This is a genomic window from Azospirillum sp. Sh1 (assembly GCF_008365135.1).
GTDB classification, from domain to species: domain Bacteria; phylum Pseudomonadota; class Alphaproteobacteria; order Azospirillales; family Azospirillaceae; genus Azospirillum; species Azospirillum oryzae.
The window spans coordinates 14,616-34,569 of record NZ_VTTK01000036.1 but is presented as its reverse complement, the minus strand read 5'-3'; the positions used below and the strand labels follow the sequence as shown (position 1 = coordinate 34,569).

The following is a 19,954-nucleotide window of genomic DNA, read 5'->3' as shown; positions in this document are numbered from 1 at the left end:
ACCCTAACCCTCCCCCGCTTCGCAGGGGAGGGAACTGCCGCCGAACGCCGACAAGCATCCTGCTCCCTCCCCCGCCCAGCGGGGGAGGGTCGGGGTGGGGGCAAGTGTCTGCACTGCCAACACCCCGCCCGACAGAGGAACCCGCCATGCCCATCCTGATCCTCGCCGACCACGACAACGTCACCCTGAAGCCCGCCACCGCCCATGCCGTCACCGCCGCTGCCCAGATAGCCAAGGGGCTCGGCACCGACATCCACCTCCTGGTCGCCGGCCGCAACGCCGCCCCGGCGGCGGAGCAGGCCGCCAAGCTGGCCGGCGTCGCCAAGGTGCTGCTCGCCGATGATGCCGCCTACGAGCATGCCCTGGCCGAGCCGGTCGCGGCCCTGCTGATGTCGCTTGCCTCCGGCTACAGCCATGTCCTCGCCGCCGCCACTTCGGTGGGCAAGAACGTGCTGCCGCGCGTCGCCGCCTTGCTCGACGTGGCGATGATCTCCGAGATCACCGCCGTGGTCTCCGCCGACAGTTTCGAGCGGCCGATCTATGCCGGTAACGCCATCGCCACGGTTCAGTCGTCCGATCCGGTGAAAATCCTCACCGTCCGCACCACCGCCTTCGAGGCGGCGGCAGCCACCAACAGCGCCACGGTCGAGAACATCGCAGCGGTCGCCGATCCCGCCCTGTCGAGCTTCGTCTCGGCCGAGTTGTCGAAGTCGGAGCGGCCGGAACTGACCTCCGCCCGCATCGTGATTTCCGGTGGGCGCGGCATGCAGTCGGGCGACAATTTCCACCTGCTGGAGGCCATCGCCGACAAGCTGGGCGCGGCGGTGGGCGCCAGCCGCGCCGCCGTGGACGCGGGTTTCGTGCCGAACGACTACCAAGTCGGGCAAACCGGCAAGATCGTGGCGCCGGAGCTGTACATCGCCGTCGGCATTTCGGGTGCGATCCAGCATCTGGCCGGCATGAAGGACAGCAAGGTCATCGTCGCGATCAACAAGGACGAGGAAGCGCCCATCTTCCAGGTCGCCGACTACGGCCTCGTCGCGGACCTGTTCAAGGCCGTGCCGGAGCTGACGGAAAAGCTTGGATAAGGCGTTTCAGCACGAGCATTGACGACCGTCATCCGAGGACGGGCCACTGGGAGCGCGCCGCGGAACTGGCGCTAAACCACCGGGGTTTGGGATTTAGTCTTGCAGGTGCCGCCACTTCACCATGCGGTCGCGGAGGTCGACGGTTTTGCCGCCGATCACGAAGGATCCGTCGCCCCGGTGGTGCAGCGTCCGCCGTTCCCGACGTTCGGGATCGGTCGAGATGGCGACCACCTCGAGAATGAACAGGTTGTGGGTCTCGACCAGCCGGGTGTCGGCGACACGGCACTCGAGATTGGCGAGGCACTCGCCGATCAGCGGGGGCGACACATTGCGCGCCGGCAGTGGCGTCAGCCCGAAGGTCTGAAACTTGTCAACGGTAGCACCGGAGCAGTTGCCGATGTCGACGACGGTGCGGGCGAGATCGACGGTTGGAATGGCGATGACGCACTCACCGCTGCTGCGCAGCGCACCGTAGCTGTGGTCCCAAGGACCGATGACGCAGCCGACAAGCGGTGGATCGTGCTGCACCATCATGTGGAAACCCATGGTCATGATGTTCGGCTTGCCACCGTCGATGGTGGTGACCAGGACAATCGGACCGGGCTCGAGAAATCGGTTGGCCCTGTCGACCGGTATGGACTGCATGCGCAATCTCCCGAAAAGAGTTGATTCGCCGGCGGATGTGGGGTGATGCGGATGACGGACTTGGCACGACCGCCATCCGCGGCCACGGCGCCTCGCCTTCTCCTGGAGCGGTGACTAACAATGCCACCGTCATCGGACCGTGTGTGCTCGATCGTCTCCAATCAAAGGCGAAACCGGGTTGAGGCTGGTCGTCAGCCCACCGGCACGCTCATGCCTCCGTCGGCCATCACGACGGACCCGACGATGAAGCTCGCGCGGTCTGAGGCGAGGAAGGCGACGATTTCGGCGATTTCCAGCGGATCGGCGGCACGGCCGATCGGGGCCTTTCTGCCATGCTCCGCGAGGAAGCCGCGGCCATCCTCCATGAAGTGGTTCAGCAGGTTGGTGACGACATCGCCAACCCCGATGGCGTTCACGCGGATGCCATGCTCGATGGCTTCCAGCGCCTGCGTGCGGGTCAGCTGTGCCAGTGCGCCTTTGGAGGCCGTGTAGGCCGAAATGCCGGGGAACGCGAAGTAGGAGGCGTAGGAGGCGATGTTGATGATGGCGCCCGCCTTGTGCGGCATCATGGCCTTCATCGCCTCGCGCGAGTGCAGGAAGGCACCGGTGAGGTTGGTTTCCATCTGCCAGTTCCAATCCTCGCGCGTCATCTCGACCAGCGGCTTGTACAGAATGCGTCCGGCGTTGTTGACGAGCACGTCAAGCCGGCCGAAGGCTTCCGTGGCGATGCCGACCACCCGCTCGGCACTGCCGTCCTGGGTAACGTCGGCGACGAACGGGACGAGGCCGTCGCGGGCCATCTCCTGAACCGTCGGGTCGATGTCCTCGGCGACCACCTTGGCGCCGCGGGCGTGCAGGAGTTCGGCGATGGCCCGCCCGATGCCGCTCGCGGCCCCCGTCACGATGGCGACCTTGCCTTCAACTTCGTTTACGGTCTGATCAATGTTGGTCATGATCGGAACTCTCTTGCGGTTGGAATGCGCCGGCGATCGGGCCGGCGTTGTCCGAAAAGCTAGCGGGACCAAGCCGGTGGGTTAATCGACCGAATGCCGAAAAGGGTGTTTAGGTTTGGCAATAGAATCAGCGGCATCCATGGGAATTTCTTGAATGCGGGCCAGCGGGAATACCGACCTTCGCGCCTTCGTCGCGGTGGCCGAGCAGGGCAGTTTCTCCAAGGCGGCAGAGCAACTGAACCTGTCGCCGTCCTCGCTCAGCCAGATCATCCGCAACTTCGAGGAGCGGCTGGGCGTGCGCCTGCTGCACCGGACGACGCGCAGCGTCTCCCTGACAGACGCGGGCGAACGGCTTCTGCTGCGCGTCCGCCCGGCGCTGGCGGAGCTGGACGCGGCGCTGGACGATGTTGGGCAGCTGCGTGCGCGGCCGGCTGGGGTGGTGCGCGTGCGCTGCCTGCGCGCGGCCTTCAGCGCTTATGTCGGGCCGAACCTTGCGGCCTTCCGCGAGGCCTACCCGGACGTCACCCTTGACGTGCTGGTGGACGACGCGGTGGTCGACCTGGTGGCGTCCGGCTTCGACGTTGGCTTCACGCTTGGGGAGGTGATCGAGAAGGACATGGTCGCCCTCCGGCTTGGTGGCGACATCCGGCAGATCGCCGTGGCTTCCCCCGCCTACATCGCCCGCCACGGCCGGCCGGAGACGCCGAAGGATTTGCTGTCGCACGCCTGCATCCGCTGGCGCTGGCCGGGGCGGACCACCCCCTACAACTGGGAGTTCTTCGCCAACGGTGCCTGGTTCGAGGTGGACGTGAAGGGTCCGCTGGTGTTGAGCGAGCAGAGCATGACGATCGACGCCGCCGTGAACGGCATCGGCATCGCGTTCTGGATGGAGCACCAACTGCGGCCCCTGATCGCAAAGGGCTTGCTCGTCCCGCTGTTGGAGGAGTGGTCGGCCCCGTTCTCCGGCTTCTATCTCTGCTACCCGCAGCAGCGGCAAATGGCGCCGGCGCTGCGTGCCTTCATCGACTTTATCAAGGCCAAAGCCGTCGAGCCTGGATGAGGCCGACTGTAGAGGATCCGGGGCAGCGATTCAGGCGAAGAGCGATTATTCGGCTGCGCTGAAAAGCCTATGCGGTTTCCCATCCATTGTCGGATGGGGTCGGCGCGATCAGCTTTCCTTCCATCGCAGTGGATAATGCCCCGCTGGACGGGAAAGGAAAGCGAGAATGCCCATGACCGAACATGCGAGTTTCCCCGAGACGGAACCCAGCCAGGACCCGGCGGAGCGTTTCCGGCGCGGCATTCTCCTTCTGGAACGCATCGGCGGCGTCGATTTCGATGGGCCGATCAGCCGGCTGAGCAGGCTGTCGAAGGACATGGCCCGGTTCACGGTCGAATACCCGTACGGCGACGTTCTGTCCCGTCCCGGACTCGATCTGCGCCTGCGCCAAATCTGTACCATCAGCGCCCTGATGGCGCAGGCATCCCTGCAGCCGCAGCTGAAATTTCATATGGAAGGCCTGCTGAATGTCGGAGGAACTCCTGACGACCTCGTCGAGCTGCTGTTCCTCTCGACCGCCATGCTCGGCTTTCCCATCGCGATCGACTCCATCGGTATCGTGAGGAACATCTTCAAGGAACGTGGCCTTTCCTTCTGCCCGAGGAAAACGGACGACGATGATGGGATCGACCGGTACCGGCGTGGCCTGGGCACGTTCCGTGACCTCATGGGAGCGGACCCTGCCACATTCTCTGCCGGTGTCGCCCATATGTCGCCCGAACTCGCCCGTTGGTCACTGGAATTTGTCTTCGGTGACGTGATGGCGCGCGACGGGCTGGCAAAGGAAGACAAACATCTGGCGATCATCAGCATGCTGGGGGCGACGGGCAACCGTTCGGAGTCGCTGCGGCTGCATCTCCAGGCTGCTGTCGCTGGCGGTGTTGCCCTCGCGTCCATCGCCGAGGCCATCATACAGCTCAGCGTCTATGCCGGTTTCCCGGCGGCGCTCAACGGCTTCGCTCTCTTCAGCGCTGTGCTTGAGGACCCGCTGGTCCACCATCCGACCACGGCTGAACCCCACAGTGCTCCCGAGGTGGAAGATGCGGCGTCCGAGAGCCGGCAACTCCGCCGGAGTCGCGGCTTGGCGGCGCTGGCGGCAACGTCGAGCGCGTCCGGTGAGACGGTGGTGCACAGCTTCGACGATGTCGCACCTGAAATCGGAGGTTTGATCGTCGAGTTTTGCTACGGAGACATCTTTCATAGGCCTGGCATCGATGCGAAAACACGGGAGCTGACGGCCTGTGCGGCCCTGGCGGCCCGTGGCGCCGCGACTGACGTCACGCCGCTCCGCGTCCACATCCGGGCCGCGATCAAGGCCGGCGCTCGGAAGGAGGAGATTGTCGAAACCCTTCTGAACATGTTGCCTTACAGCGGCTACCCCGCCATCCGGCAAGCCATGATCCTTGCCGGTGAAGAGTTCGCCGCAATTTAGCGGTGAGATCACCAGTCCGAACCACAGCTGTCGGCTGGCGAAATATCCTTAACTGAAGCCGCTTCAGCCGGAATCCTGGTCGCAATAACGTGAACTGGCGCGGGTCGCCGGTGCCCGTTCAACCTCAATGACCTTTACTGACCATCTCAACCAAGACCGACCAGCAGGGCACCGGCGTGGAGCAGGCGGTTTACGGCTCGCCGCAGCCCGCGATCGACGTCGTCGCCGCCCTCACCGCCTGGCTGGCGCTACGCGGCGAGGTGCCGGGCCCGCTGTTCCTCCAGGCCGACGGCGGCGGCACCATCCGTCCTGATCGCGGCAGGCTCGCCGGGCAGGCGGTGGCACGCATCGTCAAGGCGGCCGCCGCGATGCTACCGGCTCCCCTTGTCCAGTCCGGCTCCGCCAGCCTCCCCCAGGCTGGACAGGAGCCGCTATGCGGTGTTTGGCCAACATAGTCTCTGATGTCCGATGTGGGGGGCAGATCACTACCACCTGCGCACGCTAGTGGAGGCCTGCTTCAGCCGCTACAAACATGCCGTCGGAACTCTTATAGGGTTCGACACCGACGACCGCCAGCAGACCGAGATTGGCGTCGCCGTTCTGTTCCAGAAGCCGCATACTCGACCTTTTTTGTCTTCAATGTTTAGATGCGCCGCACCGCCGGCATCAGCTCTCGTCATCTCGGCGCAATAGCATCGTGGCGCATTCTTGCTAACCGGAGCGAGGTCGCATCATGGTTCAAGCCCCTTTCCAAATGGAGACTGCGGCCGAAACTGCGATCACGTTCGGTGCCTTTCGCCTCCATTCAAACCGGCATCTCCTGTTCAAGGATAACAAGCCGGTCGTATTGGGTTCGCGCGCACTCGACATCTTGATTGCGTTGACCGAACGGGCTGGAAATTTGGTTACGAAGGACGAGCTGGTCACACGCGCATGGCCGAACACAATTGTCGACGAGTCGAATCTCAGAGCGCAGATAGCTTTGATTCGCAAGGCTCTTGGTGACACCGGGAGTTCATCCCATTTTATTGTAGCTGTTCCAGGTCGCGGTTACCGCTTCGTGGCGCCAATCTCATCCTCGATCTTTTCAGATGGGGCCGAAGCTGCAGGCATCCAGAACAACCTCCCACAATTGCTGAGACCGCCAATCGGGCGAGATGAGGCTATAAAGGCCGTGCGAGGACGCTTTCAACGTTATCGTCTTACAACCATCGTGGGACCAGGCGGCATCGGCAAGACCACACTTTGCCTCGCCGTCGCTCAGCAACTCCTGCCGTCATATAAGGATGGCGTGTACTTTATCGATCTGGCTCCGCTGACGAATGCTCAACTCGTGTCAAGTGTGCTGGCGGCCACGCTCGGCCTTGCCATCAGTTCCAAGGATCCGCTTCCCGGCATCATCATGCACTTGCGTGAACGGCGGATTCTGCTTGTCTTCGACAGTTGCGAGTTGGTTGTCGATGCAACTGTGCAGTTGGCAGAAGCGCTCCTCCGACAGGCCCCGGAAATCCACATCCTTGCAACGAGCCGGGAAGGTTTGCGAGCGGAAGGCGAGAGCGTCTATCGATTGGCGCCCCTGGACCTGCCTCCGGTTTCTGCTGGATTGACCTCCAGGGAGGCACTGACCTTCTCGGCCGTGCAACTCTTCGTCGAACATGCATCGTCTCGCGGCACCGGATTTGCGTTTGATGACAGTGAGGCGCCTCTCGTTGCTGATATTTGCCGTCAACTCGACGGCATCCCCTTGGCCATCGAACTGGCGGCAGGTCGGGTCGGAGCGTTCGGCACGCGAGGCGTAGCAAAACTGCTGAACGATCGTTTTCGGCTGCTCACTGGAGGCCGGCGTGCGGCCCTTCCCAGGCATCGAACCCTGGAGGCTACGATTGATTGGAGTTATGAGGCGCTGTCGGAACCAGAGCAGACGCTCTTGCGCTGTCTGGGCGTGTTTTCGGGTGATTTCACGCTGGACGAGGTTGTCGCCGTCATAACCGGGTTCAGTGATCTTGAGACCAACATTCCTTTTCATCTTTCCAATCTGATCTCAAAATCTCTTGTCGCTGTCGATGCTCATCAGAAAGTCGCACAGTACCGATTGCTTGACACAACCCGTGCCTACGCGTTGGCCAAGCTTTTGCGGCACGATGAACTCGATGGGGTCGTACTGCGGCTGGCTGAATATCTATGTGGGGTCCTTAAACATGCGCATGGGGAAATTGAAACAATACCAGTTGGCGAATGGTTAAGTCGGTACAGCCGCCATATCAACAATGTGCGTATGGTGCTGGACTGGGCCTTTTCCCCCAAGGGTGATCCTAAAATCGGGCTTGCCATGACCGTGACCGCTATCCCGTTGTGGTATCAGCTTTCGTTGGTCGACGAATGTCTGAACTGTGTTCAACGCGCGCTGTCAAGCATCAGCCCAGGACCAGACAGGGATGCGCAGGCGCGCGAAATCATGCAGCTTTACAGAGCGCTTGGTCTGTCTCAGGCTTTCAAGGTAGGCTTCGCGCTCCAGGCACCGGCGGCATTCGCCAAAGCTCTGGAAATTGCCGAGAACCTCGGCGATGTGGATGCTCAGTCGGAAGCGCTTTGGGGACTGTGGCTTTGCCAAATCGGGATGGGTGAGTACCGATCATCACTTGGCATCGCGAAGAGATTTATGAAACTCGCGGGAAACGGCCTCGATCGCTTCATTGGCGATCGGATGATCAGCATGACGCTCTTCTGCATGGGAGATTGCAAGGGGGCTCGCATCCACGCAGATCGTATGCTTGCTCATGACACTTCCATCACGGAAACCACTTCGACCAGTTCGGTTCGTTTTCGATTTGGGCAATCAGTGGCCGCCCGCATTCAGCCTGCCCAACTCCTTTGGATGCAAGGCTTCCCCGATCAGGCAATATTGGCCGTGAAGAGTGCCGTCGACGCCGCACGGGCATCGGGTCATGCGATTTCGCTCTGCGAAGCACTGGCACGGTGGGCATGCCCTGTCTGGATCCATGTCGGCGATCTGGCGGCTGCGGATCTCTCCATCACCGACATGCTCGACTTGGCGGCCACGAATTCTCTCGGTCCGTGGGAGGTGTTCGGTCGTTGCTGGAGAGGCACACTTCTGATCAAGCAGGGTCATGTAGATCGAGGCATTCCAGTTCTTCGCACGGCTCTGGAGGAGCTTGGAAAGGGAAGGGTGTTCACGCTCTACAATGTTAGATTTCTTGGGTTTCTTGCCGAAGGTTTGGCCGCCGCGGGTCAGAGCGCAGAAGGTTTGACCTTGATCGACGCTGCCATCCGGCACAGCGAGGAAAAGGAAGAGCTTTGGTGCATGGCAGAACTCCTGCGCGTGAAAGGTGAGATCCTGCTGCGTGACGGCGCAGGTTCAGCTTCGGCCGAGCAATGCTTCCTACAGTCGGTCAAATTCGCGCGACAGCAGGATGCTCTATCCTGGGAACTCCGTACGGGCATGAGCATGTCTCGTTTGCTGTGTCAACGTGGAGAGATAACGATGGCACGTTGCTCTTTGATAAATATATACCACCGTTTCACCGAAGGCTTCGAAACCGCCGATTTGAAAGCTGCGAAGGCTCTTCTCGACGAATTCTCGCAGTGATCGATTGGGGATTCACTCCTTCGCGTCCCAGCTTGGACACACCGGAATTCACAAGGATTCACTGGCTACTCTTCGGTCTCTTGGGTCATCGTCTTCCAATGCCGATCATTCGGCAATGTGCGATTGAACCACTGTGGAGAGGAGCGGACATGACCAACGCTGTAATGGATGCGCTCGTCCTGCATGGGCCCAACGCACCCTTCACTCTTGCCAGCATCGCTCGCCCGGAACCCGTGGCCGGCCAGGTCTTGGTTCGCATAAAGGCGAGCAGCGTCAACCCGCTGGATCTCAAGATCAGAAGCGGCAACGCGGCGCACGCGAAACATCCCTTCCCCGCAATCCTGGGAATGGACTTTGCCGGAACCATCGAGGCGCTCGGTGCCGGCGAGTGCGGTTTCGCCGTCGGAGATGATGTGTATGGACTGGCCGGCGGCGTGGGCGGCCTTCAAGGGTCGCTGGCACAGTTTGCTGCCGTTGATGCCAGCCTATTGGCGCCGAAGCCATCCAATCTCAGCATGCGCGAGGCGGCCGCGCTCCCCCTTGTCTTCATCACGGCCTGGGAAGGTTTGGTCGACCGGGCCCAAGTCCAAGCCCGCCAGAAGGTGCTTGTTCTGGGCGCCGGCGGGGTTGGGCAGATGGCGATCCAGATCGCTTCGGCTTTTGGAGCCGAAGTCTTCGCTGTCGACACAGCTGCGAAGGGAGCCACCATCGAACGATTGGGCGCGACAGCAATCGACCGTGAGCAGACAACTCCTCAAGAGTATGTCGGCGATCACACCGGTGGTCTCGGTTTCGATGTCGTCTATGACACCGTGGGGGGCGCGGCACTTGATACCGCGTTCAACGTCGTTCGGCGATTCGGTCATGTGGTGAGTTGCCTCGGGTGGAGCACACATTCACTTGCTCCCCTGTCATTCCGCGCCGCGACCTATTCGGGTGTCTTCACGCTTTTGCCGATGCTGACAGGCGAGGGGCGCGCGCACCACGGCGATATCATGCGTGAGGCGACAAGGCTTGTTGAGGCGGGAAAGGTCGTGCCCTTCGTCGATCCTCGAAGCTTCAAACTCAACGCGGTCGCCGATGCTCATCGCGAGATCGAAAATCGCACAGCCGCGGGTAAGATCGTGATCGAGATCACGGATTGAAACGCGACTTCTGTCACCCTGTGCAGCGATCGGTTCCATGCCATTCCCTGACATGCAACTGATCGACGGCGTCTTTACACGACAAGCTCGTCGCCCAGGCCGAAGCCTTTCATGGCTGGATCGACATTTCCGCCACCCAATTGTCCGCGCAATCGGGCGGCACCTCGGCACTTTACCGGCGATCCGCGCCGGATTGACAAGCGGCCTTCAATTCGAAGGTGCTCTTCAAGGTCCTCCGGCCGGCGACCGTCATCGCCGTTGATCCCGACTTGCTTGCGCTCCGACCTCGTAGACAAGTCCAGGCGCGAAGCTCCGGCATTGCTGCTGGTCTTCATCGCGGCATGGAAAGATGTCGCCGATCGCGCACAGGTCGGGGCTTCCATTTCGAGACTGTCGCGAAAGCACAAAACGAAATCGAAAGGCGCACTGTCGACGGCATTCTTGCCGTCGATATCGCCGAACAGCGCAGAATCATCAACCCTCTGAAGAAAGGAGATGTCATGCCATTCGTCAATGTGAAACTGGTCGACGGCGTTTTCACGCCGGAAGAGAAACACGCCATGGCCAAGGCCCTGACCGATGTCATGGTGAAGTTCGAGGGATCGGAGGCCTTCCGGGAGGTGGTATGGGTCCTCATCGAGGAACTTCATACCGACGGCTGGCACATCGGCGGCAGGCCGTTCGAGGGTCCCAAGTCGTTGATGACGACGCTCTCGAAATCCAAGGACGTCGTCGAAATGATCGACGGCACGCCGACAACCCGCAAAGAGTGGGCCGCGGCAGCGCCAGTCTTGGGCTGACCACCTCGCACTCTCCAACACGGTGACCATGGAGAGCAGCTCGACCCAAGTCGGGCGGCTGCCGGTGGAATCGTGCCCGCCCGACGGAGGGAAAAGACATGAATGCGAGAGAAGCGTTTTCAGCACCCGGTGCGACGAGACGGGACGTCTTGATTGGCACCGCCGCCGTTCTCGCCACGACGTTGCCTCTGGAGACCTTGGCCGCCACGGTGTCATCGAACTCAACCAGAGCAACCATTGCAGATGGGAGCGAAACCATGAGCAGCATCAAAACGAAAGACGGTGCGCAGATCTTCTATAAGGACTGGGGCAGCGGCCAGCCGATCGTGTTCCATCACGGGTGGCCGCTGAGCAGCGACGACTGGGACAACCAGATGCTGTTCTTTCTCGGAAAGGGATTCCGGGTCATTGCCCACGACCGGAGAGGCCATGGCCGTTCAAGTCAGACCTCGGGCGGCAACGACATGGACACCTACGCGGCTGACGTCGCTGCACTCGCCGAAGCGCTCGACCTCCGCAATGCGATTCACATCGGCCATTCGACAGGCGGCGGGGAAGTCACCAGATACGTCGCCCGACACGGCAAAGGCCGGGTCGCCAAAGCGGTTCTCATCTCCGCCATTCCGCCCGTGATGGTCAAGTCCGCGAAGAATCCGGGAGGACTTCCCATTGAGGTCTTCGACGGCTACCGTGCGGCTCTGGCGGCCAATCGGGCGCAACTCTACCTCGATATAGCAAGCGGCCCCTTCTACGGCTTCAACCGCCCCGGTGCGGCAGTCTCCGAAGGCACGATCCGCAACTGGTGGCGTCAGGGCATGATGGGCGGCGCGCACGCGCACTATGAGTGCATCAAGGTCTTCTCGGAGACCGACTTCACCGACGACCTGCGGATCATCGACGTTCCGGTTTTGGTGATGCACGGCAGCGACGACCAAGTGGTGCCCATCGCGGACTCCGCCGAACTCTCGGTCAAGCTACTCGAGAAGGGGAAGCTCAAGATCTACGACGGCTACCCGCACGGGATGTTCACCACCCACGCCGACGTCATCAATGCGGACATCCTGGCCTTCATCAACTCGTGACGGCCCGGGCAGGCCGATATCCCGGCCCTCAAGCTTCCACACCAGATTCGACAGCTGCCGGCTCAACTGAGACCGGCTGCGGAAAGGTATGTCGTGAAATCCGAACACATGCTCTCCCGCCGTGGATTCTGCCTTTGCTGCATGGGCGCAGCGGGTCTCGCCGCCACAGGGGGCTGGCTAAGTCCACGCGAGGCCTATGCCGAGGCGCGCGGCTTGGTGAGCCTCATCAAGGACAGCGCCGCCAAGTCCGTGATCGCCACCCACGAACTGAGGAACAACATCACTATCCTCGAAGGCTCCGGCGGCAACGTGGCGGTTTCGGGGGGCAAGGACGGCCTCGTTATGGTCGATGCCGGCATCAGCGTGTCGCGCGCCCAAATGACGAAAGCACTTTCCGCGCTTTCTCCGGACCCTGTGACCCATCTCATCAACACCCACTGGCACTTCGATCACGCGGACGGCAACGCGTGGATCGGTGCGGCTGGAGCCAAAATCATCGCACACGAGAACACCCGCAAGTACCTCTCTCAAGTGCAGCGGGTGGAGGACTGGGATTACAATTTCGTTCCGCTGGAACAGAGTGGAGTGCCGAAGCACGTCTTCGCCACGGAGCATTCTCTCAAGCTGAACGGCCAGTCGCTCGCCATGAAGCATTACGGTCCGGCGCACACCGACGGGGACATTTCAGTGATGTTCGGCGAGGCGGACGTCCTCCATGTCGGCGACACCTACTGGAACGGAATATATCCGTTCATCGACTATTCGACGGGGGGCAGCATCGATGGGATGATCGCAGCCTCGGAAGCAAACCTCGCTGCGTCGACCAGCAAGACGATCATCATTCCGGGCCACGGGAATCCGGTGAGCAACCGCGCTGAGCTGCAGGATTTCCGCGACATGCTCGTCGCCATCCGCGAGAAGGTCGCCGTGCTGAAGCGCCAGGGACGCACGCGAGACGAGGCGGTTGCGGCCAAACCGACGGCGGCTTTCGACGCCAAGTGGGGCAATTTCGTCATCGATCCGGGCTTCTTCACGCGGCTGGTCTATGCGGGCGTCTAGCACGCTCCTTCGGCAATCCGGACGCTTTCCTCCCCCCGGTTTCGGCGCGTCAACGGACCCCGATCCGCCGACCATCGAACCAATTCTGGAGATGACCATGTCCGAAACAAAAAGCGCTCTGTTCATCGATATTCCGGTCGAACTGAAGGAGGTGAAGTCAGTCCACAGCATCGGCGGCCTCGAGTTCGAAGGCGACCTGCCCGCGTCGCTGTTCCATCTTCATTTGATCACCACGGACATTGCGAATTGGAAAGCGGCATCGGACGTGATCGTCGTCTTCCATACCAATGCGGGCCACGTCACGTTGAACGACGCCGCCTACAATGCTTCGCGCAATATCGCCACTGGCAACCCATACAAAAAGCTGGTGGCCGACCTCATTGACGTCGGCGTCAAGGTCGAACTCTGCGGCGCGACCGCGCAAGTGAACGGCTGGGGCAATGCCGATCTTCTCCCCAACATAAAGATCAATCTCGATGCCATGGCTCGCACGATTCAGCTTGTGCAGCAGGGCTTCGTCAAGATCACGGAGTGACGATCGGTATCCCTGATACAGGCGCTACGATGGCGCCGAAGACGCCGCCATGAACCTCCAGCGTCACACAGGCGGGCTCCGTACGCCCGGGCACCTTCGCAAGACCCCCGAGGAAGGCGCGGCGACGTCGGTGCTCCTCGCGGTTTCGCCGTTGGTCAAGGGAGCGAACGGACGCTATTTCGAAAATTGCGTGGAGGCTCCAGTCGTGCCTGGTCGCCCCCAGTCGGTATTGGAGGGCGTCGCTGCATATGCGCTCGACGCCGCCAACGCTCAAAAGCTCTGGGAAATGGGCCTCGGACTTTTGGGAAAATTCGAATGACTTTATCCCGGAATTAGGATGCATCGGTCACGGCGACCAAGGGGCTCCCATGGCGAGAAGCTATCGCGCAGGGGCATGTGCTCCATGTCTAAGCCACTCGACCTACCATCCGTCGAACCTCTGGAGAAGACTTCCGACGAGTCCGCCGTGGGGTCCCTGGATGCTCGGGCGCGGAGGCGCGCAGCCTCCACGACGTTCGCCGAGTGCCGCTGAGGCACCTGCGTTCGACGTGAGGAAGTCATCTGCACCATCGCACCGGAATCGAACGAGTGTCCGACAGCGTGATGAACGGGACATGGTCAATGGAGGACCGTCTCGTCTTCCCGCCAACCGACGACACACGGTCGGCCCACTGCACAGCTACGGGCCCCACCGCGAAGCCTGGGAGTTCACGGATGGGCCGTCGCCGGTCGGCAAGCTTGAACTTCGCCGCGCCATTCTGGAAATCACGTCAAGGAGCGCGCCCAATGACCCATGCACCGATCAGAGTTGGCATCATCGGCGTTCACCCCGACCGTGGTTGGGCCTCGACCGCCCATGTGCCTGCGTTGAGGGACCTGCCGCAGTTCCGACTCTCTGCCCTGAGCCACAGCCGGATCGAAACCGCGAGGGCGTCGGCTGAAAAGTTCGGTTTCGAACACGCGATGTCATCGACCGACGAGCTTGTGAACCATCCTGACGTCGACTTGGTGGTCGTGACCGTGAGGGTGCCGGAACACCGTGGTCTCGTGACCGCGGCGCTTCAAGCAGGAAAGTCGGTGTTTTCCGAATGGCCGCTCGGCATGAACCTTCGGGACGCCGAGACGATGAACTCGCTCGCCGGCGAAAAAGGCGTCTCGGCGATGATCGGCCTTCAAACCCGTGCCAACCCGACCCTCCGGCACATGCGCAACCTGATCAAACAGGGTTATCTCGGCGAGGTGCTCTCGGCGTCTGTCATCGGCTCGGGAATCACCTGGGGGGAGGAACTCGAGGAGGCTTTTCGCTACACCTTGGACCCGTCCAAGGGCGCGAGCATGCTGCACGTGCCGTTCGCCCATACGATCGACGCCTTGTTGTTCGTGCTCGGCGAGGACTTCCACAGCGTGTCCGGGACGCTGATTCGTCGCCGTCGGACGATAAGGATCATGGGGAGCAAGGAAGTCGTCCCGCTCGACGTCGCGGATCAAATAGCTTTCATCGGCAAGCTCACGTCCGGCGGCTTGGTGACGATCCATTTCCGCGGCGGGTTGTCGCGCGCAACCAATTTCCATGTGGAGATCAACGGCACCAAGGGCGACCTGTTGCTGACGAGTCCCATTGGCTACATAGGTCTGGGCGGATTCAAGCTCATGGGTGCACAAGCGGACGAGACCCTTCACCCGATCGCCATACCCGAAGGCTTTGGTGCCGACGACGATGTTCTGACGGGCAATGTGAGAAGGCTCTACCAACTGATCGCTTCCGACATGACGTCCGGTACTTCTCAAAGTCCAACGTTCGGAGACGCCGTCAAACTGCATCGGTTGATCGACGCGATCGAGCAAAGCGGCGGGGTGGCACGCTATGTCTGACTTGACGCGGGTGCCGTGGATGTATGTGCCCGTTGGACCTGCGGTCCTGCAGGTCCGGGGGATTCGCGCCGAGTTTCTCGGATACGCGCCGCCCCATTCAGTCAGGCTGTCCGGCGGTGGCGGGGCAATTTGCATATACACTCATCAATGAAGGATCTGGTGCAGGAAGTTGCGCGTCCGTTCGTGAAGCGGTGCATCGAAGAACTCGTCGGGTGCGGCGCACTCCACAATCCGGCCGCCGTCCATGAAGACCACCTTGTCGGCGACCCGGCGGGCGAAGCCCATCTCATGCGTCACCACGATCATGGTCATGCCGTCCTCGGCCAGGGACACCACGGTCTCCAGCACCTCCTTCACCATCTCCGGGTCGAGTGCCGAGGTCGGCTCGTCGAACAGCATCACCTGCGGTTCCATGCACAGGGCGCGGGCGATCGCCACGGCACGGCAGGTCTCGACGTCCAGCCCGCGCCAATAGCCCTTGTCGTCCGCCGCGCTGAAGCCGATGGTGCCGGAGCTGGCGGCGCAGATCACCTTGCCACGGGCCTTCACAGCGTCGAGGGTGGTGCCGGCCGTCGCCGGAAGCGTGGTCGCCGAACCGAGAGCCAGGACTGCGGCGGTTGTTGCGAGGGCGAGGCGGGCGGCGCGGCGCGGCGCCAGCCGGTTGTCTGTTTGGTCATGCGGGAAACCCCTGTTCGTCGTCTTGTTTGTTGTCCGCCCGCCATTGTCAGCGGTGCGTGTTTGCGTCCGCCGCGGCTAGGCGGCCTGCGCCCTGGCCGTCCGTGCGGCGATGTCGTCGAGGAAGGCGGCGAGGTCGTCCTGCAGGTCGGACGGATCCTCCAGCCCAACGCTGATGCGCAGGATCAGGTCCTCGCCGGCCCAGGGGCTGGCGGTGCGGTTGCGCTTGACCGACATCGGCGCCATCAGGCTGCGGGTTCCGCCCCAGGAGGCACCGATGGCGAAGGTGCGCAGCACGTCGAGGGCCGGCGAGACATGCGGCGTCGCCGCGGGTGTGAACACGACGCTGAAGACGCCGCTGGCCCCGAGGAAGTCGCGCTTCCACACCGCATGGCCGGGAGAGCCGGCGAGAGCCGGATACAGCACCTCCTCCACCAGTGGGTGGCCGGCCAGCCGTTCAACCAGCGCCATCGCCCCGTCCGACGCCTGCCGCATCCGCACGCCCAGTGTCTCCATCCCCCGCAGCACCAGCGAGGCGTCATCGGGCGAAACACCGACCCCGTAGCGGCCGAGAGCACTGCGGATTGGCGTGATCAGGGCCTCGTCCCGCACGGTGAGGGACCCCATCAGCAGATCGGAATGGCCGCTGACGTACTTCGTCAGCGCTTCGGTGACCAGATCGGCGCCATAATCCAGAGGCTAGAAGTTCAGCGGCGTGGCCCAGGTGTTGTCGCAGCCGACCAGGGCGCCATGGCGGTGCGCCACACCCGCGATGGCCGGCAGGTCCTGGACCTCCATGGTGGTGGAGCCGGGGGATTCGCACCAGACGACCTTGGTGCGTCCGTCGATCCGCCGCTCCAGGTCGGCGACGGAGGTCGGATCGTAATAGTCGACCTCAATGCCGAATTTGACCAGATCGCGGTTGGCGAAGTCGCGCACCGGTGGGTAGGAGGTGTCGGCGATCAACATCCTGTCGCCGGCCTGCAGGAAGGGCAGCACGGCAAAGCTGTTGGCGGCCTGCCCGGACGGCAGAAGGAAGGTCCAGACGCCGTTTTCAAGCGCCGTCAGCTTGGCCTCCAGCGTCCGGGTCGTTGGGGTGCCGTAAAGGCCGTAGGTATAGCCGGTGTGCCCGCGGTCGCCGCGTGTCGCGTAGCCTTCGGCATTGGCGAAGACGATTGTCGATCCACGGTGGACGGGCACGCTGAGGCTGTCGAATCCTTCGGTGGCAACCGAAGGATTCACCACGCACTGGGTGAGATCTTTCATGGGAGGCGTCCTTTGACTGACGCCCCCGATTTGACGCCACCAACCCTATTTCGTCCAATATTGATTTCCATCTAGCCTATTCTCCCAGGTTATAGGGAGGCCACCATGAATCTGCGACAGGTCGAAGTGTTCCACGCGGTGATGACCAATGGCACCGCGTCGCGTGCGGCGGAGGTGTTGCGCATTTCGCAGCCCGCCGTCAGCAAGGCGATACAGGAGTTGGAGCGGGAGATCGGCTTTTCGCTGTTCCACCGCGCGAAGGGGCGCATGATCGCGACGGAGGAGGCGCGCCTGTTCTTCCAGGAAGTGTCCTCGTCCTTTGCCGGCCTGATCCATCTGCGCGCCGCCGCCGCCCGTATCCGCGACTTCGGCTCGGGCGAAATCCGGGTTGCCTGCCAGTCGGCGATCAGCACCACCATACTTCCAAAAGCGTTGCGCGCTTTCCAGCTGCGGCACCCCGATGTCTCGATCACCGTCCAGGCCCGCATGTCGTCGGTGGTGAAGGACCTGATCGCCTCCGGCCAGTTCGATGTCGGGCTGGCGGCCGACGAGATCGACGTCACCGGGGTGGATGCGACGCTGTTCATGCAGCAGCGCCTGGTGATCGCGGTTCCGGCCGACCACCCGCTGGCGCAGCGCAAGGTTCTGCATCCCGCCGATCTTCACGGCACCCCCTTCATCGCTCTCGCTCCGGAGGACACCGCGCGCCGACGGCTGGATGGGGTGCTGGCCGCCCACGGCGTGATGCCGAAGATCGTTTTGGAACCCCCCTATTCCACGACGGTCTGCGCCATGGTGCAGGCTGGTATCGGCTGCGGTTTGGTCAGTCCGCTGACCACGGAACCCTATCTCGGCCGCGGTTTGGTCGCTTGCGCGTTTGAGCCGGTGATCCGATCCCGCACGCTGCTCCTGCTGCCGCCAAACCGCCGCCCATCCCGCATCGTCGCCGATTGCATCAAAGAGTTGATGGCGTTTTCATCGACCGGATCAGGCACAATTGATTGATAATCAATTGGTTTAACGCCGTTTCAGAGACGTTGGTGCGAAAACCGCAGAACAGATGATCGAGCAGAACCGCAGGTAAAGGTTCGGTCCCTGAGGGAGCCGAGAACTGGATGCCCTAGAAGGCGAATGTCGTTTTATGGCAGTTGATGCAAAAAGCCGGATCCTGAGGACCTGGGGGCCTCCGATGCCTCGGTTTTGCAAACCGGTTCACACAAAAAGCTGAGCGAACCCCCTCCGCATTCGCCTCAACTCATTGGAAAACAATGGCTTCCATCGGGCCTTCGAGACGTGCCCAGCAAGGTGGTGCGTGTCCGATCAACTCGTCCGGCGCTTACCGGGCGACCGTCTGGTTTGGCATCTTGTCTCGCTGCCTGCGGAGAGGATAGGGGCAGGTGCGGCGGTAAAATTTTCCCGCTGTTTTTCAACCATCCGGTTATGAGCAAGCGGTTATCGTGAAAACATGGTACGCTGGCGCAGCCGGCTGGGATTGCCTTGCTGGCTGGGAAGCCATCGCGCACAGGAATCAGCCGCCCATGGCCATCATCGGCTGCGCATGGGTCTCCACCGAGGACCAGTCGACCGAGGCGCAGTTCCTCGACCTGAAGTCATTCGGCTGCACCGAGGTCTTTCGGGAGAACGCCTCCGGCGCCGACCGCGAGCGACCGCAGCTCAAGGCGGCGCCGCGCCGCTCCAAGAAGGCGGAGGCACAGGACAGGCGGCTGGTGGAGCTGGTCGCGACCTTTCACAACGCGGCCGATGGGGAGAAGCCGACGCTCGCCCGCATCGGCCGCCAGTTGGAGCGTCAGGGCATCCCGACCAAAACCGGCGCCCGGACATGGGCGCCATCAAGCGTCAAAGCCCTCCTCGACCGAGCCCGAGAGCAGGGCTTGCTTCACCCTACCGATGACCAGACCTGACACTTGGCCAATCCGTAGAGTCTCCTGCCCCCGACATGACGGAATCAGGGCGATCTGGACACAGGCACTTGGGTCAGGGCAGCGCTTTACCGATCGAGCCGCCACCGTCGACAAACAGTGTCTGCCCGGTGATATAGCTGGCCTCTTCGGAGAGGAGAAAAGCGAGCGCCGCGGCGATCTCGTCCGGCTGGCCGAGGCGCTTCATGGGAATGAGCGAGAGGAAGCGGCGCTCCGCTTCGCTGCCGGCCGGGGTATTCTGGCGGAAAAGCTCGGTCTCGGTCGGACCGGGCGCAACTGCATTGACGGTGATGCCGGTCTCCGCCAGTTCCAGCGCCCAGGTGCGGGTAAAGCTGCCGACCGCCGCCTTTGCCGCGGCGTACGCGGTGCGCTGGGCAACGCCGAGCACGGTCAGGCTGGACAGGTTGACGATGCGGCCCCAGCCTTTGGCGCGCAGCGTCGGCAACAGCGCCTGCACGGTCAGGAGCGTCGGGTGCAGGTTGACGCGCAGGATCTCGTCCACCTCGGTCAGTTCGATGGAGCCGAGCTGGTGCAGCCGGACTAGGCCGACGTTGTTGACCACGCCGTCGAATGAGAAGCGCTCTGCCAGTTCGGCGAGCGCCGCGGCCGCCCGTTGGCTGTCGCTGAGGTCGATGGACACCAGCGTTCCGGGAAAGCTCGGGTCGCTGCCCCGGGCGATGCCGACGACCCGATGCCCGTTGGCGGCAAGGCGTGTGGCCAGAGCCCGCCCAATGCCCTTGGTGGCGCCGGTGACGAGAAAGGTCCGCTGAATCATGGTGCTCGATCTTTCATGCT

17 protein-coding genes and 2 pseudogenes are annotated in these 19,954 nt (G+C 62.4%); 14 read left to right on the top strand and 5 right to left on the bottom strand.

The window, feature by feature from the left end; all coding sequences use genetic code 11:
* The first annotated feature begins 146 nt into the window (after window positions 1–146).
* Window positions 147–1,088, top strand: a complete 942-nt coding sequence (locus FZ029_RS26460) for an FAD-binding protein (protein ID WP_149272652.1) — start codon at window positions 147–149, stop codon at window positions 1,086–1,088.
* 93 nt (window positions 1,089–1,181) lie between these two features.
* Here FZ029_RS26460 and FZ029_RS26455 read toward each other — a convergent pair whose 3' ends face one another.
* Window positions 1,182–1,733: a flavin reductase family protein gene (locus FZ029_RS26455; protein WP_149272651.1), complete on the bottom strand. Its 552-nt coding sequence runs from the start codon at window positions 1,731–1,733 to the stop codon at window positions 1,182–1,184.
* 191 nt (window positions 1,734–1,924) lie between these two features.
* A complete protein-coding gene (locus FZ029_RS26450; RefSeq protein WP_149272650.1) occupies window positions 1,925–2,686 on the bottom strand; it encodes an SDR family oxidoreductase in 762 nt (253 codons plus the stop codon).
* A gap of 154 nt (window positions 2,687–2,840) precedes the next feature.
* Here FZ029_RS26450 and FZ029_RS26445 point away from each other — a divergent pair, with 154 nt between their 5' ends.
* The 11 genes from FZ029_RS26445 to FZ029_RS26395 all read left to right on the top strand — a co-directional run bounded on the left by FZ029_RS26445 (window position 2,841) and on the right by FZ029_RS26395 (window position 15,278).
* On the top strand, window positions 2,841–3,746 hold the full coding sequence (locus tag FZ029_RS26445; protein ID WP_149272649.1) for a LysR substrate-binding domain-containing protein: 906 nt from the start codon (window positions 2,841–2,843) through the stop codon (window positions 3,744–3,746).
* 166 nt (window positions 3,747–3,912) lie between these two features.
* Complete coding sequence (locus FZ029_RS26440) at window positions 3,913–5,178, top strand: carboxymuconolactone decarboxylase family protein (protein WP_211104221.1); 1,266 nt, start codon at window positions 3,913–3,915, stop codon at window positions 5,176–5,178.
* 176 nt (window positions 5,179–5,354) lie between these two features.
* Window positions 5,355–5,633, top strand: a complete 279-nt coding sequence (locus FZ029_RS26435; protein WP_149272648.1) for a hypothetical protein — start codon at window positions 5,355–5,357, stop codon at window positions 5,631–5,633.
* A gap of 278 nt (window positions 5,634–5,911) precedes the next feature.
* Complete coding sequence (locus FZ029_RS26430) at window positions 5,912–8,785, top strand: winged helix-turn-helix domain-containing protein (RefSeq protein ID WP_149272647.1); 2,874 nt, start codon at window positions 5,912–5,914, stop codon at window positions 8,783–8,785.
* Window positions 8,786–8,934: 149 nt separating this feature from the next.
* Window positions 8,935–9,930: a zinc-dependent alcohol dehydrogenase family protein gene (locus FZ029_RS26425; RefSeq protein WP_247892512.1), complete on the top strand. Its 996-nt coding sequence runs from the start codon at window positions 8,935–8,937 to the stop codon at window positions 9,928–9,930.
* Between the two features lie 218 nt (window positions 9,931–10,148).
* A complete protein-coding gene (locus FZ029_RS33350; protein ID WP_211104220.1) occupies window positions 10,149–10,730 on the top strand; it encodes a tautomerase family protein in 582 nt (193 codons plus the stop codon).
* Window positions 10,731–10,987: 257 nt separating this feature from the next.
* Window positions 10,988–11,812, top strand: a complete 825-nt coding sequence (locus FZ029_RS26415) for an alpha/beta hydrolase (protein WP_211104219.1) — start codon at window positions 10,988–10,990, stop codon at window positions 11,810–11,812.
* A gap of 93 nt (window positions 11,813–11,905) precedes the next feature.
* Entirely contained in the window at window positions 11,906–12,871 is a 966-nt protein-coding gene (locus tag FZ029_RS26410; RefSeq protein ID WP_149272645.1) for an MBL fold metallo-hydrolase, read from the top strand.
* Window positions 12,872–12,968: 97 nt separating this feature from the next.
* Window positions 12,969–13,406 (top strand): DsrE family protein, encoded by a 438-nt coding sequence (locus FZ029_RS26405; protein ID WP_149272681.1) that lies wholly within the window; start codon window positions 12,969–12,971, stop codon window positions 13,404–13,406.
* A 49-nt stretch (window positions 13,407–13,455) separates the two neighbouring features.
* Window positions 13,456–13,725, top strand: coding sequence for a hypothetical protein (locus FZ029_RS26400; RefSeq protein ID WP_211104218.1), 270 nt, complete (start codon window positions 13,456–13,458; stop codon window positions 13,723–13,725).
* Window positions 13,726–14,192: 467 nt separating this feature from the next.
* Window positions 14,193–15,278, top strand: a complete 1,086-nt coding sequence (locus tag FZ029_RS26395) for a Gfo/Idh/MocA family oxidoreductase (protein WP_149272644.1) — start codon at window positions 14,193–14,195, stop codon at window positions 15,276–15,278.
* Window positions 15,279–15,422: 144 nt separating this feature from the next.
* Here FZ029_RS26395 and FZ029_RS26390 read toward each other — a convergent pair.
* Window positions 15,423–15,716, bottom strand: a pseudogene (locus FZ029_RS26390) (amino acid ABC transporter ATP-binding protein); the annotation flags it as partial.
* 315 nt (window positions 15,717–16,031) lie between these two features.
* Window positions 16,032–17,219: pseudogene (locus tag FZ029_RS33700) on the bottom strand (PLP-dependent transferase).
* A 105-nt stretch (window positions 17,220–17,324) separates the two neighbouring features.
* Between FZ029_RS33700 and FZ029_RS26380 the strand changes: the two are divergent.
* Both FZ029_RS26380 and FZ029_RS26375 read left to right on the top strand, forming a co-directional pair.
* Entirely contained in the window at window positions 17,325–18,224 is a 900-nt protein-coding gene (locus tag FZ029_RS26380) for a LysR substrate-binding domain-containing protein (protein ID WP_149272643.1), read from the top strand.
* A gap of 533 nt (window positions 18,225–18,757) precedes the next feature.
* On the top strand, window positions 18,758–19,141 hold the full coding sequence (locus FZ029_RS26375; protein WP_149272642.1) for a recombinase family protein: 384 nt from the start codon (window positions 18,758–18,760) through the stop codon (window positions 19,139–19,141).
* Window positions 19,142–19,214: 73 nt separating this feature from the next.
* Here FZ029_RS26375 and FZ029_RS26370 read toward each other — a convergent pair whose 3' ends face one another.
* Window positions 19,215–19,934 (bottom strand): SDR family oxidoreductase, encoded by a 720-nt coding sequence (locus tag FZ029_RS26370; RefSeq protein ID WP_149272641.1) that lies wholly within the window; start codon window positions 19,932–19,934, stop codon window positions 19,215–19,217.
* Window positions 19,935–19,954: the final 20 nt, after the last annotated feature.

Excerpts from the sequence above, each read along its gene's own strand:
- FZ029_RS26395 (WP_149272644.1), top strand. The coding sequence starts at position 14,193 with ATGACCCATGCACCGATCAGAGTTGGCATCATCGGCGTTCACCCCGAC.
- FZ029_RS26455 (WP_149272651.1), bottom strand. The coding sequence starts at position 1,733 with ATGCAGTCCATACCGGTCGACAGGGCCAACCGATTTCTCGAGCCCGGT.
- FZ029_RS26370 (WP_149272641.1), bottom strand. The coding sequence starts at position 19,934 with ATGATTCAGCGGACCTTTCTCGTCACCGGCGCCACCAAGGGCATTGGG.
- FZ029_RS26445 (WP_149272649.1), top strand. The coding sequence starts at position 2,841 with ATGCGGGCCAGCGGGAATACCGACCTTCGCGCCTTCGTCGCGGTGGCC.
- FZ029_RS26400 (WP_211104218.1), top strand. The coding sequence starts at position 13,456 with ATGAACCTCCAGCGTCACACAGGCGGGCTCCGTACGCCCGGGCACCTT.
- FZ029_RS26450 (WP_149272650.1), bottom strand. The coding sequence starts at position 2,686 with ATGACCAACATTGATCAGACCGTAAACGAAGTTGAAGGCAAGGTCGCC.
- FZ029_RS26460 (WP_149272652.1), top strand. The coding sequence starts at position 147 with ATGCCCATCCTGATCCTCGCCGACCACGACAACGTCACCCTGAAGCCC.
- FZ029_RS26405 (WP_149272681.1), top strand. The coding sequence starts at position 12,969 with ATGTCCGAAACAAAAAGCGCTCTGTTCATCGATATTCCGGTCGAACTG.
- FZ029_RS26430 (WP_149272647.1), top strand. The coding sequence starts at position 5,912 with ATGGTTCAAGCCCCTTTCCAAATGGAGACTGCGGCCGAAACTGCGATC.
- FZ029_RS26425 (WP_247892512.1), top strand. The coding sequence starts at position 8,935 with ATGACCAACGCTGTAATGGATGCGCTCGTCCTGCATGGGCCCAACGCA.
- FZ029_RS26415 (WP_211104219.1), top strand. The coding sequence starts at position 10,988 with ATGAGCAGCATCAAAACGAAAGACGGTGCGCAGATCTTCTATAAGGAC.
- FZ029_RS26375 (WP_149272642.1), top strand. The coding sequence starts at position 18,758 with ATGGCCATCATCGGCTGCGCATGGGTCTCCACCGAGGACCAGTCGACC.
- FZ029_RS26440 (WP_211104221.1), top strand. The coding sequence starts at position 3,913 with ATGCCCATGACCGAACATGCGAGTTTCCCCGAGACGGAACCCAGCCAG.
- FZ029_RS26380 (WP_149272643.1), top strand. The coding sequence starts at position 17,325 with ATGAATCTGCGACAGGTCGAAGTGTTCCACGCGGTGATGACCAATGGC.